Genomic DNA, 15,507 nt, shown 5'->3' on the forward strand with positions numbered 1-15,507 from the left:
TTGGAGCGGCCGCTCGAAAAGCTACTGCTTCGTCAGATAGTTGGTTCACCGCGAAGAAGTCGCGGCACACTTTTGGCACACCGTTTCGCGCGATTGGCGCATAGTGGACTGATTAAGACGGACCAGCCGGGATTGCCTCGTATTTCTCATGGTTTTTCCTGTGAAATACGCCCCGTAGCACGACAGAGGCTGGTCCCTGCGGTTTCAACGTTACGATCATCGGCATTTGAGGAGTGATCGCTCCGCCGAGAGGCGCAATTGCGTAGGCGTTAGTAACCGTTCCGTTGTCGAGCGTGAGATTGGCATTGAAGCCCCCTCGATGAGGTTGGCCGCCGTTAAGTTCAATCGTCACTTCGTTCTGGGGGTTTTGAACGAGTACAAGAAAGTCGGGATTTGGCTCCATCAGATGCGATGCGCTGATGCGGATGGTTAGCTCCTTGGCCGGGTCACCTGTGACGTGAAAGGTGAGGTTTGAAAACCCGAGGTGCTGGGGCGTGAACGTGTTGTTGCCCTGTATAACGTTCACGATCTGAACAATCGCGGCCTCGATGCCATGTGAGTACATGTCGATATAAAGGTTCTGCAGCAGGATCGGTGGCATAGGGCTGCCGTCAACTCGAACAGGTATGATCTTGCATTCACCTTTGGTGGATTTGTAGAGAGCGTTCTGCCACTCTAGCTCAACCATCTTGCTGGCTAGGCTGTTGGCTGAAACGAAGAAGAAAACGAACCGAGGGGATTTCATCCCCTCATTCATCTTCTGGATGATTCCGTCCCCGGGCTGCATCGACCACGAGTCATAAAAGACTTTGTCTTGACCGAAAATCTGGCCAAGCCGGATCGCAACGGGCTCAACTACTGGCTTGTCGTTATGGTTATGGCTCAGAAAAATCATCGACACCTCGGGCTGGTTCGACAGGAATCACAGAGCCAAGATACTAGAGATACCCTTTCGTGTTGCGAAGTTGGTTGTGAATACCTCACCAAACAATCAACGGTGCAACGAGCCTTCATCTCATTGTGTATAGCGACGCGATGCCCGCCTCGTGAGCTCAAGATCGCAGGATTGAAGTTGGCTCGGACTCGCGGCACACCAAAAAGAGCGTTTTGATTAGGAGTGGTAAGACCCGTGGCACACTTTTGGCACACCGAGATGGTCTGGAAATCAAACCAGCAAAATATGCCTTTGAATTTGCTGGTGAAAAATCTAGTTAGTTTTCATTGCGTTGGACCGAAAAAACGTCTAAGCCATTGATATGAAATGGAAATTTAGTATTGCCCCCAYGATGGACTGGACCGATAGCCGCTGTCGGGTGTTCCATCGCCATCTGACGCGGCGGGCGCTGCTCTATACGGAGATGTTGACGACCGGCGCCATCATTCATGGCGACCGGGAGCGGCTGCTCGGGTTCGACGCGGTCGAGCATCCGGTGGCGCTTCAGCTTGGCGGGTCGGACCCGCGCGAGCTCGCACAGGCCGCGCGGATCGGCGAAGAGTTCGGCTATGACGAGATCAACCTCAATGTCGGCTGCCCGTCGGATCGTGTGAAGGATGGCCGCTTTGGAGCCTGCCTCATGGCGGAGCCGGAGCTTGTGGCGCGATGTGTCGACGCGATGAAGGGCGCGGTTTCCATTCCCGTCACCGTCAAATGCCGCATCGGCATCGACGATCAGGATCCGGAGGTCGCGCTCGATACGCTTGCGCGCGGAGTGGTCGCCTCAGGCTGCGATGCGCTGATCGTGCATGCCCGCAAGGCCTGGCTCAACGGTCTGTCGCCGAAGGAGAACCGCGACATCCCGCCGCTCGACTACGACCGCGTCTATCGCCTCAAGCGCGCGATGCCTGATGTGCCCATCATCATCAACGGCGGCATCCCCGGTATCGACGAGGCGAAAGCGCATCTCGAGCACGTCGACGGCGTGATGCTCGGCCGCGCCGCCTATCAGGAGCCATGGCGGCTGCTCTCCGTCGATCAAGACATCTTCGGCGAAGCGGCGCCGCATGCGACGATGCAGGACGCGCTCGAAGCGATGATGCCCTATATCGAGCAGCAGCTCGCGCGGGGCACGCGGCTGCATGCGATCACGCGGCATTTCGTCGGGGCGTTCCACGCCGTGCCCGGCGCGCGCGCCTTCCGCCGCCATCTTGCCGAGCAGGGGGTGAAGCCGGGCGCCGGTGTGGACGTGCTGCGCGATGCGATCGCGCGTGTCGGTGCGCGCGCTCCGGCGGAGGCCGCGGCCTAGCCCAAACGGGTGAAGAGCCGGATCGCAAAATCCGGCTCCTCGTCGATCCGCCTCAGCGGAGCAGATCGAAATGATAGTTCACGCCGACTCGGAAGGTGTGGAATTTGGCGGCGTTCCAGTCCGGCAGATCGTCGTGCTTGAACTCGGTGTAGAGATACTCGGCCTTGGCCGACCATTTCGGCAGGAACGCCCATTCGACGCCGCCGCCCGCGGTCCAGCCCATCTTCATCTTGTTGATCGGCCCGTCCTTCAACTCGCCGGTGGCAAAACCCGCGGTCCCGAAGAACAGCAGCCGTGAATCCATCGTCGCGATGCCGGCGCGGGCGCGGCCGGTCATGTACCAGGGGATGCTCACCGCGGCGCTGTTGAGCGCGTCGCGGTTCTTGATGTCGCCGCCCTGGAAGTCATTCTCGATGCCGACCACGAACATCGGCGAGAGCTGGTAGTTGTAGCCAATCTGCACGCCGCCGACGGCGCCCTTGACCTTGCCGCCGCTGATGCCGACGAGATTATTGAACGCGTCGTCGCCGCTCTCTGCGTAGCCGGCGTTGAAGCCCGCATAGAGACCTGTCCACGAATACACCGGCTGCGGCGCCGTGTAGGCGGAGGAGGGCGCGGCGTAGCGCGGCGCCAGGTCGGCAGCGCAGGCGCTGCTCGCGGCGAACACCGCGGCAAAGGGCAGGGCGCGCATCGTGCGGCGTAAGGCGGCTCTGGCAGTCATGACTCTCAATCTCCCACTTGGCCGCACCTCACGGAGCAGCCTTGTCCAACCCCGATCCGGGAATGGGCTTGTTATAAACCGACTAGGCGGTTTGTAAATAGAGGAAATGCCACATCAACGGATTGTTCGCGGGGCTCGGGGTTAGGCGGTTGGCTGGCAGCCGCGCCGATGTTGCGCAGCGCGCGCGGACTGGATCAAGCGGGGCTGCCTGAATGGAGCGGCTCCGTCAGTTTGACTGGCGCCAGAGCGGCCAAGGAGCGATTTGACAAACGCCGATAGCGTTGTGCGTCTCAGGCAGTCCCGGCTGATTGGGCCCTGATCGTGCGCATGGGGCGCGCAGCGAAGCGGATTATCGGAGCGCGCGGCGATCCGGCAATTCCGGGTAGCCGGTGAGCATCAGCTTGTCGGCGCGCACACCCCAGCTCTCTAGGCGGTCGAGGAAGCTCATGCCAAGCAGATTGGTCTTCATCTGCCCGCGCGGCACGACGAGGGCCGGCACCGACTTTTCGACGAGGTGGCCGACGGAGAGACGGTCGAGCGTAAGGCGGGCAGCCTTGGTGTGGCCACCCGCGGTTTCGAGATCGACGTCGTATTCGAGCATCTCGAGCGGCAGTCCGATCGCTTTCGCGGTTTCCCAGGTCAGCACCACCGAGGTCGCGCCGGTATCGATCACCATCGGCGCGGCGACGCCGTTGATCTTCGCGCGCAGCGCGAATTCGCCGCCCTGGCCGCGCTGGATCTGCACGGCCGGGGCCGGGGAGGCGATCTGCGCGCGAAACATGTGCGAGACCTTGTTGCTTGCGCGCGCGATCCGGTCGGGATCGCCATAGGCGACAACGGCACCGGCCGTGCCGGCGAGCATGACGAGAACGAGCAGGAAGCGGATCATTGCGCGCCTCCGAGGCGACGCAGGGCGGTCAGGCGCGTTTCGGCGATCCCGCGATCGGCTGCAAACCCGCGTCCGCCATGCGTGCCGGCAACAGCGCCATCACCGCGAGCCGTTCCGTGCTCTCCATGGCGTGCCAGCGCGCGATCTCCGGCAAGGTCCGGCCGCAGCCGAAGCACAGCCTCGTCTTGGGATCGATCATGCAGACGGCGACGCACGGCGTTTCTTTGCTCATGTGGCCATAGTGGGGGATCGTCGGGCATGTCTGCAAGCATCTCGTTAAGAGCCCGTACCTGCGCTCATGATCGGCTTGTGGCGCGGCCGTCGCTTCTCGTCGGGCACCGCGGAACTGTCCGGCTGGAGCGGCGGAGAATCGTCCGACATCGGCGCCAGCGCACTCATCACGCGCTCCGGCGGGAAGGTGACGATCACTTCTGTGCCGATGCGTAGCTTCGATTTCAGCGTGAATGTGCCGCCATGCAGGTCGATCAGGTTCTTGGCGATGGGCAGGCCGAGCCCTGCACCCTGTTCGGCCGACTTGATCGAGTTGGAGCCCTGGCCGAACGAGGCGAGCACGATCGGGATCTCGTCCTCGGGGATGCCGGAGCCGGAATCCCTCACCGAGAGATATTGCCCGCCCGAAGCGGTCCAGCCGGCCTTGAGCCAGATCTCGCCGCCTTGCGGGGTGAACTTGATCGAGTTGGAGAGCAGGTTGAGCACGACCTGGCGGATCGCCCGCTCGTCGGCCCAGAGCCGCGGCATGGCCTGCTCGAACACCTCGTGGATGGTGATGCCGCGGCTCGAGGCGCGCAGCTTCATCAAATGGTGGCAGTCGGCGACGATGCCGACCAGCGACACCGCTTCCTCGTTGAGCTCGTAGCGGCCAGCCTCGATCCGCGACAGATCGAGGATCTCGTTGATGAGGTTGAGCAGGTGCACGCCGGAATTATGGATGTCCGCCGAGTATTCCTTGTAGACCGGCACCGCGTGTGCGCCAAATATTTCGCTCTTCATCACCTCGGAGAAGCCGAGGATCGCGTTCAGCGGCGTGCGCAGCTCGTGGCTCATCTGCGCGAGGAAGCGCGATTTTGCGACGTTGGCGGATTCGGCGCGGTGGCGCGCTTCGTCCGAGATCGCCTTGGCCTGTTCGAGCTCGCCGATCAGCGCGTCCTTCTCGGCGCGTGCCTCGAGCGTGGCGAAGGTCGAGGAGTGCAGGCGGTGCGCCAGCAGCACGAAATAGCCTTCGGCTGCGAGCGCGAGCGCCGCCAGGATGTAATTGTCGAGCGCGCCGGTGATTGCAAAGCTCAGCGCCATCGCGACCGCGACGGGCGCCGTGGCGGCAAGGGCGGCGATCGGCAGATTGGCGGCCAGCATGCTCGACACTGCGATCACCAGCAGCATCAGGAACATCATCAGCGTTTCCGTGACCATGTCGAGCACGGGATGGATCAGGATCGCCATCCAGCACAGGCCATAGAGCAGGTCGAGCACGACGAAGTGCGTCCGCCATGTGCGCGTCGCCGCGGGCGAGGAGGCCTCTGCCAGGAAACGGTGGCAGCTGCGGATCATCGCGGCGTGGATGCAGAGCATGCCGGCGGTCCAGGCCGCGGCTGGGATCGGCTGCATCCACAGCCCGAACAGCACGCCGGTGGCGACCACCAGCAGCATCACGACATAGGAGGCCGACAGCCGCGTCTGGGCATATTGGCGCAGCATCTCGGCGTCGAAAGCCGGCCGGGTTCCGCTGGTCGACGTTAACTTGTCGCGCGCCTCGCGTACCCGCTGCGACGCAGCCCGTCGGCTGCTCGCCGATGGCGCGCTCACCGGCTCGGCCGGAAGCTGTACGACCTCTGGCTTTTCAGCGGGTTTACTCATCGAACAACAACATTCCTGCCTGCGCAAAGGCGGGCCTTCTGCATTGTCTATCTCTGGCAAGAAATCCTTAAGAGGTGACTTAAGGAGCTAAAGAATTACGTTAACCCGGCGTTAATTTTGAACGCGCGCAGTGCCGGTCAGTGCAGTGCCGCATGCTGGGCGACGTAGACCACCGCGCCCGCCAGATAGCCCGCGAGCGCGGGGATGGCGATGCGGCGGGCGTACCAAAGGAACTCGATCCGCTCGAGCCCCATGGCGGCGACGCCTGCGGCCGAGCCGATGATCAGGATCGAGCCGCCGGTGCCGGCGCAATAGGCGATGAACTCCCAGAGGAAGCTGTCGGGCGGGTAGTGGCCGAGATCGTACATGCCCATGGTCGCCGCTACCAGCGGCACGTTGTCGATGACGGCGCTGAGCAGGCCGAGCACGACGACGATGACGTCCTGGCGGCCAATCGTCGCCTCCAGCCAGCGCGCCAGCATCGACAGGAGGCCGGCATGTTCGAGGCAGGCGACCGCCAGCAGAATGCCGAGGAAGAACACGATCGAGCTCATGTCGATCCGCGTCAGCGCATGCGCGAGCGTCAGCGGCCGGCGGACATGCTCGTCCTTGTCGCGGTGAACGACCTCGCCGACCAGCCAGACGATGCCGAGCCCGAGCAGCACGCCCATGAAGGGCGGCAGATGCGTGACCGCCTTGAAGGCGGGCACGGCGATCAATACACCGAGCCCTAGATAGAACATCAGGTTGCGCTCGAACGACCCGACGAGCTGAACTCCGTCGTCCTTGGGCGGCGGCGCGATGGTCTTGCCTTTCACCAGAAGGCTGATGAAGGCGAGCGGCACGAGCAGATTGACCAGCGAGGGCAGGAACACCGAGCCCATGATCTTCAGCGGCGTGATCTGCCCGCCGATCCACAGCATGGTCGTGGTGACGTCGCCGATCACGGTCCAGGCGCCGCCGGCATTGGCGGCGATGACGATGAGGGAGGCGAACAGCAGGCGGTCGTCGCGCCTGGCGATCAGCCGTTGGATCAGCGAGACCATCACGATGGTGGTGGTCAGATTGTCCAGGATCGCGCTGAGGAAGAAGGTCACGAAGCCGATCAGCCACATCAGGCGGACCTGGCTCGTCGTGCTGATGCGGGAGGTGATGACCTCGAAACCGTCGTGGGCGTCGATCACCTCGACGATGGTCATCGCGCCGATCAGGAAGAACACGATCTGCGCGGTGGAAACGACGGATTCGTCGATCTGCCGGCCGACCATGGCGTGGTCGCCGATCGTGGCCGCGTAGATCGCCCAGAGCAGCCCGGCGCCGATCAGCGCCGTGGCACTCTTGCTGATCCGGAGTGGGTGTTCGAGCGCGATCGCCGCATAGGCCAGAATGAAGATGACGGCGATCGCGATCAGCAAGGCGGGATCAGTTCGACAGGTGTCAGCGGTTCAGGCGCGCGAGCAGGCTCGACGTATCCCAGCGCTTGCCGCCCATCTTCTCGACCTCGGCGTAGAACTGGTCGACCAGCGCGGTCACCGGCAGATTGGCGCCGTTGCGGCGGGCTTCGGCCAGTGAGATCGAGAGGTCCTTGCGCATCCATTCGACCGCGAAGCCGAAATCATACTTGTCCTCGTTCATGGTCTTGTAGCGGTTCTCCATCTGCCAGGACTGCGCTGCGCCCTTGGAGATGGTCTCGATCACGGCGGCGACGTCGAGGCCACTCTTCTTGGCGAAGTGGATACCCTCGGAGAGGCCCTGGACCAGGCCCGCGATGCAGATCTGGTTGACCATCTTGGTCAGCTGGCCGGAGCCGGCGGGCCCGAGCAGCTTGCACATCCGCGCATAGGCGCCCGTGATGATTGGCTCGGCGCCGGCATAGGCGCCCTCGGCGCCGCCGCACATCACCGTCAGCACGCCGTTCTCGGCGCCGGCCTGGCCGCCCGAGACGGGAGCGTCGATGAATTTGAAGCCGGCCTTGGTGGCGGCAGCGTCGAGCTCGCGTGCGACCTCGGCGGAGGCGGTGGTGTGATCGACGAAGGTCGCGCCCTTCTTCATGCCGGCAAACGCGCCGTCGGGGCCGATCGTGACCGCGCGCAGATCATTGTCGTTGCCGACGCAGCACATCACGAAATCCTGGCCCTCGGCCGCGGCCTTCGGGGTCGCCGCGGTCTTGCCGCCGAACTTGTCCGCCCATTCCTTCGCCTTGGCCGCGGTGCGGTTGTAGACGGTGACCTCATGGCCCCCTTTTTTCACGAGGTGTCCGGCCATGGGGAAGCCCATCACGCCGAGACCGAGGAAAGCGACTTTAGCCATGTGTGGTACCTTGTCCGTAGTTTGGGTTTTACGGTTTTTGCCGGGCGAGGGGGCGCCTGGTTCCGCTATGAGGGCGGATTAGGAGCGCACCATAAACCCTTGAGGCCAGAGGGCAACGGCTTCGTTTGGCAGCCGCCTGTGCTAGGATGGCGGGACTTAAGGTCTTACATAAATTAAGGTCCTACATAAAAAAAGGGAGCGAAAGCATGGGCGGCGTGAGCGTTGGTGTCCTCGATCATTTCAACATCCGGACCCGGAATCTGGCCGAGACGGTCCGCTTCTATCAGGACGTGCTGGGCCTGGAAAAAGGCGCCCGGCCCGATTTCGCCTTCCCGGGGGCCTGGATGTACAGCGAGGGCAAGGCGGTGGTGCACCTCGTCGATATTTCCCCGACCTCGGAGCCACAAAAGCCGGATTCCGGCGTTGTCCACCATGTCGCCTTCGTCAGCCGCGGTTTCGACGGCATGAAGCAGCGATTGGCCTCCAAGGGCATGAAATTCGACTCCCGCCAGGTGCCCGGCGGCGACCTCTGGCAGATCTTCGTCCACGACCCCAACGGGGTCATGATCGAGCTCAATTACGAGGCCGCTGCGGAGCAGGGGGCTGCCCCCGCGGAGATGGCAGACGATATCGGCAAGCAGTAGCCTTTTGGCCGTTTCCGCTCTAATGGGGCATCCTCAAGCCTTGAGCGTGATCTGATCGGAAAGCCGCTCCACACTTTTCCGGATCATGCTCTGTTCAGGAGATGCGCTTTGAGCGTGACGCAGCAACAGGTTCTCGACAGCCTCGCCAGGATCAAGTCGCCCCGCGGGGTCGCGCTCACCAATGCCAATGTGCTGAGCGCGATCAGCGCGGCCGACGGCAAGGTGTTCTTCTCGATCAACGTCGATGCCGCCGAGGCGCGGGCCTGGGAATCCGTCCGGGCCGAGGCCGAGGCCGCGGTGCGCGCCATTCCCGGCGTCACCACCGTGATGGTGGCGCTGACCGCCGAGCGCAAGCCGGGTGCCGCACCGCCTCCGCCGCCAACGCCGAGCCGCGGCACGCCGGGCGTGCAGCCGGTCCACGCCCACAAGCCACCGCCGCAGGGCGGCGCCCAATCGCCGATGGCTCGCCAGTCCGAGATTCCGGGTGTCGCTGCCGTGATCGCGGTTGCCTCGGGCAAGGGCGGCGTCGGCAAGTCGACCACCGCGCTCAACCTGGCGCTGGGCCTGCGCGACCTCGGCCTCAAGGTCGGGCTGCTCGATGCCGACATCTACGGCCCCTCGGTGCCGCGGCTGACGGGCCTCCACGAGAAGCCGGCGCTGGACGGCGAGCGCAAGATGATTCCGCTCAAGCGTTTCGGCCTCGCCATCATGTCGATCGGCTTCCTGGTGGAGGAAGAGACCGCGATGATCTGGCGAGGTCCGATGGTGATGTCGGCGGTGACGCAGATGCTGCGCGACGTCGCATGGGGGAGCCTCGACGTGCTCGTGGTCGACATGCCGCCGGGCACCGGCGATGCCCAGCTCACGCTGGCGCAGAACGTGCCGCTCAAGGGCGCCGTGATCGTCTCGACCCCGCAGGACCTGTCCCTGATCGATGCAAGGCGGGGGCTTGCGATGTTCAGGAAGGTCAACGTGCCCGTTCTCGGCATCGTCGAGAACATGAGCTACTTCCAGTGCCCGCATTGCGGCACGAAATCGGATATTTTCGGCCATGGCGGCGCGCGCCACGAGGCCGAGAAGCTCGGGGTACCGTTCCTGGGCGAGATCCCCCTGCACATGGCGATTCGCGCCACCTCGGATGCCGGTAATCCCGTGGTCGACAGCGAGCCGGACGGCCCTCATGCGGCGATCTATCGCGCCATTGCGGGGCAGGTCCGGGACCAGCTCAAAGGCGTTATCGCCGCGGCCTGAGCCGGTCTTTTGGGGACATGCGACTTTCGTAGAGCCCCGTCATGCCATTGTCGCGTTCCGAAAGCGGGGCTTCCGTGTTAAAGGCCACGGCAGTCAAGCCCCTTCGGTTCGACGCGACAAAAACGCGTCGCCGGAACGAGCGGCGACAACGAGGAAGTTTAGGGGAAACGCCCCAACAAGGAGAGACCTGAAGATGAAGCGTCGTGATTTCCTGAAAGTGTCGGCAGCAGGCGCGGCGGCGACCGCCGCGGTGGCCTCGCCGGCGATCGCGCAGTCCATGCCCGAGATCAAGTGGCGCCTGACGTCGAGCTTCCCGAAGTCGCTCGACACCATCTATGGCGGTGGCGAGCAGCTGGCGAAGTACGTCGCCGAGATGACCGACAACAAATTCCAGATCCAGGTGTTCGCCGCCGGCGAAATCGTCCCCGGCCTCCAGGCGCTCGACGCGACCTCGAACGGCACGGTCGAGATGTGCCACACCGTCTCCTACTACTATGTCGGCAAGGACCCGACCTGGGCGATCTACGCCTCGGTGCCGTTCGGCCTCAACGCGCGCCAGCAGAACTCCTGGTGGTACCAGGGCGGCGGCGAGCAACTCGGCAACGAGTTCTTCAAGAAGTCGAACGTGATCGGTCAGCCCTGCGGCAACACCGGCACCCAGATGGGCGGTTGGTTCCGCAAGGAGATCAAGACCGTTGCGGACCTCTCCGGCCTCAAGATGCGCATCGGCGGCATCGCCGGCCAGGTGCTCCAGAAGGTCGGCGTCGTGCCGCAGCAGCTCGCCGGCGGCGACATCTATCCGGCACTGGAGAAGGGCACCATCGACGCCGCCGAGTGGGTCGGCCCCTACGATGACGAGAAGCTCGGCTTCGCCAAGGTCGCCAAGTACTACTACTATCCCGGCTTCTGGGAAGGCGGTCCGACCGTCCACGCCTTCACCAATTTGGACAAGTGGAATTCGCTGCCGAAGAACTACCAGGCGATCCTCACCAACGCGATGGCCAACGCCAACAGCTGGATGGCCGCGCGCTACGACATGCAGAACCCGGCGGCGCTGAAGCGTCTGGTCGCCGGCGGCACCCAGCTTCGTCCCTTCACCAACGAAGTGCTCGAGGCCTGCCTCAAGTCGACCAACGAGCTGTGGGGCGAGATCTCGGCCAAGAACCCCGACTTCAAGAAGTCGATCGACGCCATGCAGGCCTACCGCTCCGACGAATATCTGTGGTGGCAGGTCGCCGAATACACCTACGACAGCTTCATGATCCGCTCGCGCACCCGCGGCTGATCTTTCGAAACGTCGCAAGACGACAGAGCCCGGCCTCGTTCGCGAGGCCGGGCTTTTTCTTTTGCAGCCAGCGGCCGTCCAAACAAAAATATGAAAAACAACCCCATGCACAGTAGAAGCGCGATGAGGGCAGGTTGCCCTGTGAATGCCGCCAACCATCTGGACCGTTGGGGCAAATCAGCAGGAAGGGGCAATCGTCGCGCGACCGGGGCCAACGCGGCGATTTTGCCTGATCGCGGCATCTGGAATGACATCGTCATTTGCCGCGCGTCCGTTCCCGCATCGTCATTGCGAAGAGCCTTTGGGAAGAAGCAATCCAGACTGTCACCGCGGATGGACTCTGGATTGCTTCCGCCTTCGCCGAGGCTTCGGCGGACAAGTCGCTACGCCCGCAATGACGGGTGGATGGAGTTGGGGCTCAACCCAGCAACGAACCCGTTTGACACGTCGGGCAAAACAGTGGCAAAAGGCTAGAATCGTATAATCCGAAATTGCAGCTTCGGTGCCGATTCCGCGAGGTGACGATGAGCTTCGATCCCGATGAGGTTCAAAGCGTGCTGCGCAAGGCATGGTCGCTGTCGACTTCCAGCCAATGGACGCCGAACAATCCGGCGGCAGGGCAGTGCAACGTCACGGCGCTGCTCGTTCACGAACTCTTCGGCGGCGAGCTGCTGAAGACGCCTCTGCCGGCGGGCGATCATTTCTACAATCGGATCGAAGGACGGCGGTACGACTTCACAGCGAGCCAGTTCGATCAGCCGATTGCCTACGTCGACTTGCTCACAGATCGAGCCGACGCAGAGCTGGGCGCAACGAGTAAGCAACTGGCTGAGCTCAGGGCGGTGTTTCAGAGGCACCGCGGCAAGTGAGGTAGAGTAAGCAGACCGTAAGATGGGTAGAGCGCAGCGAAACCCATCATCTCACTCCGGGTGATCAAACATGCTACCCCGATTGTTGTCTTGGCAGACCACGTGTCGCTTCTGTTCGTCGTCGGTCATCGGCTGTCACCCCCACACTGCTCCTTGATGCGCTCGAAGGCGTCGATGTATTTGGTGTAGGATTTCTTTGCTCGCGCACCGAGTGCGTAAGGCTGGCAGGCCTCATCGGGAAACGACATCTTGCTCACGTCGGAGTCCAGCTGTAGACGCTGCGAATTACAGAACGCCCGCTTCTGCGAACCGAAATGAAGAGAATAGGTGCATCTGTTGTCAGGCGGAGCATCGGCCGGCCCGCGGCAAGATTCCCACAGCTGATAAGTCCCGTCGAACATCGTAAAATCCAATTGCACGACGTTGAAGCCATCCTTCTCCTGACTTGTGGAAAGAAAGACGCATTTCTTGTCTGGAATCTGCCGTATCTCAAGACGCATGCGCCGGTCGCCGAACTCTTCGAGTGTGACGGAATCATCCGCTGTATTCGTCAGCTTGTACGAATCCTCACCGAACGGTCCATGAATGAGCATCGCGACATCCGGCAAAATCGCGGCAGCATTCGATTGTCCGGACTGCGCATGGCTGTTCGATGCGATGCAAATCGTTGCGGCGAGAGCAAGAACGATCCGGCTCAGTGCGCTGCTCCAAACCAGCTTTCGCTTCATGTGACTGGACCCCAGGTGCCGCAGCGGACGTCCGCGCGGCACCCGTCGATGATGAACCGCTCAAGCGTGATTAGGTTGTACAGGAAATTGACACAACCGATAATGCGCGGAATGCTCAATTTTGAATGAAGCGGGTGCAGGGCGCATGCCGCCATCAAAGAGTGGCACTATCGCAACCCGGATGAGAGCCAATGGCTCTACGCATTTGCTGGCTGGGACGGCAGTGACCGCGTCAAGATGACGGCGACAGCACTTGGAGCACTGGAAAGACACGTGCAGGCTTCCATCGAATATCGGAACGGAGATTGGCGGCTCCTGGGGCCGCAATAGGCTAGACCTGCGCGCCTGCCTTCGTATCCGAGCCAGTTCGACCCAGGCGCGGCTCCGTCCCTGCCAACAGCCGTTGGATGTTGGCACGATGGCGAACGATCACATAGATGCCGCCTCCGATCACCAGCAGCCGATAGGGCAACGGGTGCTCGAAACCGCAGACGAGGGCGATCGCCGTCAGTGCAGCGAGGATCGAGCCAAGGGAAACAATCCGGGTCATCGCCAGCACGATGCCAAAGGCCGTCGCAGCACCCAATCCCACCGGCCACGACATCGCCAGCAAGACGCCCAGCCCGGTCGCGGCGGATTTGCCGCCTGTAAAGTTCAGCCAGATCGAGCGGCTATGCCCCAGCAGCGCGGCAATTCCGGCCAGGCCAACAGCCCATGGCACCCAAACTTGCAGATCAAGCGCTGCCGGCGGCGTCGGTGAAAGCTCCGTAGAGAGCCAGGGACAGAACGAGCGGGCAACGAGGATGGCCGCCGCGCCTTTCAGCACATCGGCGATGAGCACCACCAACGCAGGCCATTTTCCAAGAGTGCGCAAGACATTCGTCGCCCCGGTGGATTTGGAGCCATGCTCTCGAATATCGATGCCCCTAAGGAATTTCCCCGCCAGATAGCCCGTGGGTATCGAGCCGAAAAGATAGGCGACCACCAACCCGGCTGCGCTCGCTGTCCAGAAGACCATGGGTTCGATTTCCAATTTCCACAATCAGTGTTCTATCGCGGGGTTTGTTTGACCGCCATGGGGATGCTCTTGAACCTCATCTCGGCCAGGAACGTCAAACTCTGGACGCTTCAGGATGCTTGCCTTGTCCCCCAGCTTGACCGGCCTTTTTCACATACCAAACGCTGATCTTTGCATGGATCGCTACGCTCGCAATCGCGGGCGGGCCGCTGCTTTGGAGGTTCCTGAACTACAGGCCGGTGACGCGGTGTGTGATCTTGCAGGCTGTGTCGAATGTTGTCGCGACAGGGAGCTGGCTGACGTTTGGCACCGCCACGATCAACGCCTATCAGCGCGGTTTGATCTCGGTGTTCACGAGTATCCTCGCCGTGGCGCTCCTGTTTGCCGGAGCGGCGGGTGGCTCGTTCCTGACCGCGCGCTGGTGTCCCGACGAACAGCCCTGATGCGCGATACGCGCGGATCATTGGCGGGTGGGTTTCGTTTCGCTCCACCATTCTACGCACTGATGCGAACGCCGATCTACAGCTGCGGACCAGACAGTCTAACCTCTCGCTCGGCGCGGAAGACATTGCCATACAGGTTGCTGATCCATTGTCTTCCGCTCGAGGTTACGTTCAAATAACGGATCGCCGTCGGGACTTGCGGTGCGACCTTGGTCCAGTAGAACTGCGGATATTTGTGCACCACGTCCGCGGGTGTGGCGTATCCGAGCGATTTGTTGAGCCCTATCTCTTCGAATTCATAGAAGAGCGCATTTGATTTCTTCATGTAGTTCGGATCGCCGAGCTGGCCGATCAGATCAGCGGCTCGCAGCAACAAACCTTCTTCCTCGTCCAGATCATCCTTGAGTTCGCTCGTTGGTGCGTCTGTATAGGGAAAGCGGGTATATTCGATGGCCTGGGCAACGCGCGCGGCGTCGATCTGGTCGACTGCGTCGAGGCGCTCCACCGCGAACAATTTTGAGCGATCGACGTGATAGGGCGCAAGCGCTGCATCGGAGGAGCCGACCGGCAACTCAACCGTTCGGCCGGTACCATCAACGACATAGGCGCCCTCGTGGTCTCCGTAGATGACGCCCCGAACGTAGCCGATGTCGTGGATCAGACAGGCCAGGATAAAGTGAGCGTAATCGCTGGCCGTGGTTTGCCTCAGAAGTGAGCGGCCGATCAGGATGTCGTGCCCCACCAGCGTGACCAACAGGGTGTGCTCCACGTTGTGATACAATGCATCGCTGTTGCCGATACATTCCAGGGCCAGCTTCGCCGCGTAAGGGAGCAATTCCGGCAAGCTGGCATGCGATGAGCCGAAGCGGCCTTTTGTCTCCGAGATGAGGAACGCACCGAGCGCCTGGGACGTCAGTTCTGGAATTGTGATCATGAGCAAGGTCCTCGTCGACGAACCCCCAGTAAGCCTGCTGCAGGATCAGGAGGGAGAGGAGGCCACTGGAAGAATGCGACGCCGAGCTGGAATTTGCCGGGCGCCAACGAACTGAAAGGCGACGTCGCCGCCTCAAATGGGGCTGGACATGACGTGAGGCCAAAGGCGGGGGTGATGCTTGACCTAGATCAACGTGGCTACGGCGCATGCTACGTCTGCCCGGCAGCAACGCCCGTTCAGGGCGGTCAAAAGCCGGCGTGCGGCGCGAAGGCCAGTCAGCCGGAGGCTGACATCGGCCGA

Annotated in this window: 16 protein-coding genes; 6 read left to right on the plus strand and 10 right to left on the minus strand. The window is 62.3% G+C overall.

The features are described from left to right. Window positions 1-112 precede the first annotated feature (112 nt). Window positions 113-895, minus strand: coding sequence for a toll/interleukin-1 receptor domain-containing protein (locus tag AC1DW2_RS25475; RefSeq protein ID WP_477007417.1), 783 nt, complete (start codon window positions 893-895; stop codon window positions 113-115). A 361-nt stretch (window positions 896-1,256) separates the two neighbouring features. Between AC1DW2_RS25475 and dusA the strand changes: the two genes are divergently transcribed. After that, window positions 1,257-2,243 (plus strand): tRNA dihydrouridine(20/20a) synthase DusA, encoded by a 987-nt coding sequence (gene dusA, locus AC1DW2_RS25480; protein WP_477007418.1) that lies wholly within the window; start codon window positions 1,257-1,259, stop codon window positions 2,241-2,243. 52 nt (window positions 2,244-2,295) lie between these two features. Here the strand turns inward: dusA and AC1DW2_RS25485 are convergent, their stop codons facing one another. The 6 genes from AC1DW2_RS25485 to AC1DW2_RS25510 all read right to left on the minus strand — a co-directional run bounded on the left by AC1DW2_RS25485 (window position 2,296) and on the right by AC1DW2_RS25510 (window position 8,035). Next, complete coding sequence (locus AC1DW2_RS25485) at window positions 2,296-2,964, minus strand: outer membrane protein (RefSeq protein WP_477007419.1); 669 nt, start codon at window positions 2,962-2,964, stop codon at window positions 2,296-2,298. 349 nt (window positions 2,965-3,313) lie between these two features. Continuing rightward, window positions 3,314-3,853 (minus strand): TIGR02281 family clan AA aspartic protease, encoded by a 540-nt coding sequence (locus AC1DW2_RS25490; protein WP_063984038.1) that lies wholly within the window; start codon window positions 3,851-3,853, stop codon window positions 3,314-3,316. A 28-nt stretch (window positions 3,854-3,881) separates the two neighbouring features. Next, the gene (locus AC1DW2_RS25495) at window positions 3,882-4,085 is read right to left on the minus strand and encodes a DUF1289 domain-containing protein (RefSeq protein WP_028146760.1); all 204 of its coding nucleotides are present in this window, start codon (window positions 4,083-4,085) and stop codon (window positions 3,882-3,884) included. 44 nt (window positions 4,086-4,129) lie between these two features. Further along, on the minus strand, window positions 4,130-5,725 hold the full coding sequence (locus AC1DW2_RS25500) for a sensor histidine kinase (RefSeq protein WP_283018637.1): 1,596 nt from the start codon (window positions 5,723-5,725) through the stop codon (window positions 4,130-4,132). Between the two features lie 137 nt (window positions 5,726-5,862). Next, on the minus strand, window positions 5,863-7,140 hold the full coding sequence (gene nhaD / locus AC1DW2_RS25505; protein ID WP_283018638.1) for a sodium:proton antiporter NhaD: 1,278 nt from the start codon (window positions 7,138-7,140) through the stop codon (window positions 5,863-5,865). Between the two features lie 22 nt (window positions 7,141-7,162). Then, complete coding sequence (locus AC1DW2_RS25510) at window positions 7,163-8,035, minus strand: NAD(P)-dependent oxidoreductase (RefSeq protein WP_354117347.1); 873 nt, start codon at window positions 8,033-8,035, stop codon at window positions 7,163-7,165. A 206-nt stretch (window positions 8,036-8,241) separates the two neighbouring features. Between AC1DW2_RS25510 and AC1DW2_RS25515 the strand changes: the two genes are divergently transcribed. From AC1DW2_RS25515 to AC1DW2_RS25530, 4 genes are all read left to right on the plus strand, one after another. Then, window positions 8,242-8,679, plus strand: a complete 438-nt coding sequence (locus tag AC1DW2_RS25515) for a VOC family protein (protein WP_354176947.1) — start codon at window positions 8,242-8,244, stop codon at window positions 8,677-8,679. Window positions 8,680-8,787: 108 nt separating this feature from the next. Further along, the gene (locus tag AC1DW2_RS25520) at window positions 8,788-9,930 is read left to right on the plus strand and encodes an Mrp/NBP35 family ATP-binding protein (RefSeq protein ID WP_166094096.1); all 1,143 of its coding nucleotides are present in this window, start codon (window positions 8,788-8,790) and stop codon (window positions 9,928-9,930) included. Window positions 9,931-10,123: 193 nt separating this feature from the next. Further along, window positions 10,124-11,215: a TRAP transporter substrate-binding protein gene (locus AC1DW2_RS25525; protein ID WP_014496209.1), complete on the plus strand. Its 1,092-nt coding sequence runs from the start codon at window positions 10,124-10,126 to the stop codon at window positions 11,213-11,215. A gap of 524 nt (window positions 11,216-11,739) precedes the next feature. Beyond that, complete coding sequence (locus tag AC1DW2_RS25530) at window positions 11,740-12,084, plus strand: YunG family protein (RefSeq protein WP_354176945.1); 345 nt, start codon at window positions 11,740-11,742, stop codon at window positions 12,082-12,084. Window positions 12,085-12,209: 125 nt separating this feature from the next. Here the strand turns inward: AC1DW2_RS25530 and AC1DW2_RS25535 are convergent, their stop codons facing one another. Both AC1DW2_RS25535 and plsY read right to left on the minus strand, forming a co-directional pair. Then, window positions 12,210-12,812, minus strand: a complete 603-nt coding sequence (locus AC1DW2_RS25535; protein WP_354176944.1) for a TrbC/VirB2 family protein — start codon at window positions 12,810-12,812, stop codon at window positions 12,210-12,212. A gap of 331 nt (window positions 12,813-13,143) precedes the next feature. Next, window positions 13,144-13,830 carry a glycerol-3-phosphate 1-O-acyltransferase PlsY gene (gene plsY / locus AC1DW2_RS25540; protein WP_354176942.1) on the minus strand — a complete coding sequence of 229 codons (687 nt, stop codon included), beginning with the start codon at window positions 13,828-13,830 and terminating at the stop codon, window positions 13,144-13,146. Window positions 13,831-14,087: 257 nt separating this feature from the next. On the opposite strand from plsY, the gene AC1DW2_RS25545 reads away from it, so the two are divergent. Then, window positions 14,088-14,273 carry a hypothetical protein gene (locus AC1DW2_RS25545; protein ID WP_477007420.1) on the plus strand — a complete coding sequence of 62 codons (186 nt, stop codon included), beginning with the start codon at window positions 14,088-14,090 and terminating at the stop codon, window positions 14,271-14,273. 76 nt (window positions 14,274-14,349) lie between these two features. On the opposite strand, the gene AC1DW2_RS25550 is transcribed toward AC1DW2_RS25545, so the two are convergent. Then, complete coding sequence (locus AC1DW2_RS25550; RefSeq protein WP_477007421.1) at window positions 14,350-15,207, minus strand: metal-dependent phosphohydrolase; 858 nt, start codon at window positions 15,205-15,207, stop codon at window positions 14,350-14,352. Window positions 15,208-15,507: the final 300 nt, after the last annotated feature.

It is taken from the genome of Bradyrhizobium sp. P3_C3 (genome assembly GCF_056402655.1).

What these genes read in the sequence shown, in the direction of transcription:
- AC1DW2_RS25475 (WP_477007417.1), bottom strand. Translation starts at nt 895, where the DNA reads ATGATTTTTCTGAGCCATAACCATAACGACAAGCCAGTAGTTGAGCCC.
- AC1DW2_RS25485 (WP_477007419.1), bottom strand. Translation starts at nt 2,964, where the DNA reads ATGACTGCCAGAGCCGCCTTACGCCGCACGATGCGCGCCCTGCCCTTT.
- AC1DW2_RS25490 (WP_063984038.1), bottom strand. Translation starts at nt 3,853, where the DNA reads ATGATCCGCTTCCTGCTCGTTCTCGTCATGCTCGCCGGCACGGCCGGT.
- AC1DW2_RS25495 (WP_028146760.1), bottom strand. Translation starts at nt 4,085, where the DNA reads ATGAGCAAAGAAACGCCGTGCGTCGCCGTCTGCATGATCGATCCCAAG.
- AC1DW2_RS25500 (WP_283018637.1), bottom strand. Translation starts at nt 5,725, where the DNA reads ATGAGTAAACCCGCTGAAAAGCCAGAGGTCGTACAGCTTCCGGCCGAG.
- AC1DW2_RS25510 (WP_354117347.1), bottom strand. Translation starts at nt 8,035, where the DNA reads ATGGCTAAAGTCGCTTTCCTCGGTCTCGGCGTGATGGGCTTCCCCATG.
- AC1DW2_RS25515 (WP_354176947.1), top strand. Translation starts at nt 8,242, where the DNA reads ATGGGCGGCGTGAGCGTTGGTGTCCTCGATCATTTCAACATCCGGACC.
- AC1DW2_RS25525 (WP_014496209.1), top strand. Translation starts at nt 10,124, where the DNA reads ATGAAGCGTCGTGATTTCCTGAAAGTGTCGGCAGCAGGCGCGGCGGCG.
- AC1DW2_RS25530 (WP_354176945.1), top strand. Translation starts at nt 11,740, where the DNA reads ATGAGCTTCGATCCCGATGAGGTTCAAAGCGTGCTGCGCAAGGCATGG.
- AC1DW2_RS25535 (WP_354176944.1), bottom strand. Translation starts at nt 12,812, where the DNA reads ATGAAGCGAAAGCTGGTTTGGAGCAGCGCACTGAGCCGGATCGTTCTT.
- plsY (WP_354176942.1), bottom strand. Translation starts at nt 13,830, where the DNA reads ATGGTCTTCTGGACAGCGAGCGCAGCCGGGTTGGTGGTCGCCTATCTT.
- AC1DW2_RS25550 (WP_477007421.1), bottom strand. Translation starts at nt 15,207, where the DNA reads ATGATCACAATTCCAGAACTGACGTCCCAGGCGCTCGGTGCGTTCCTC.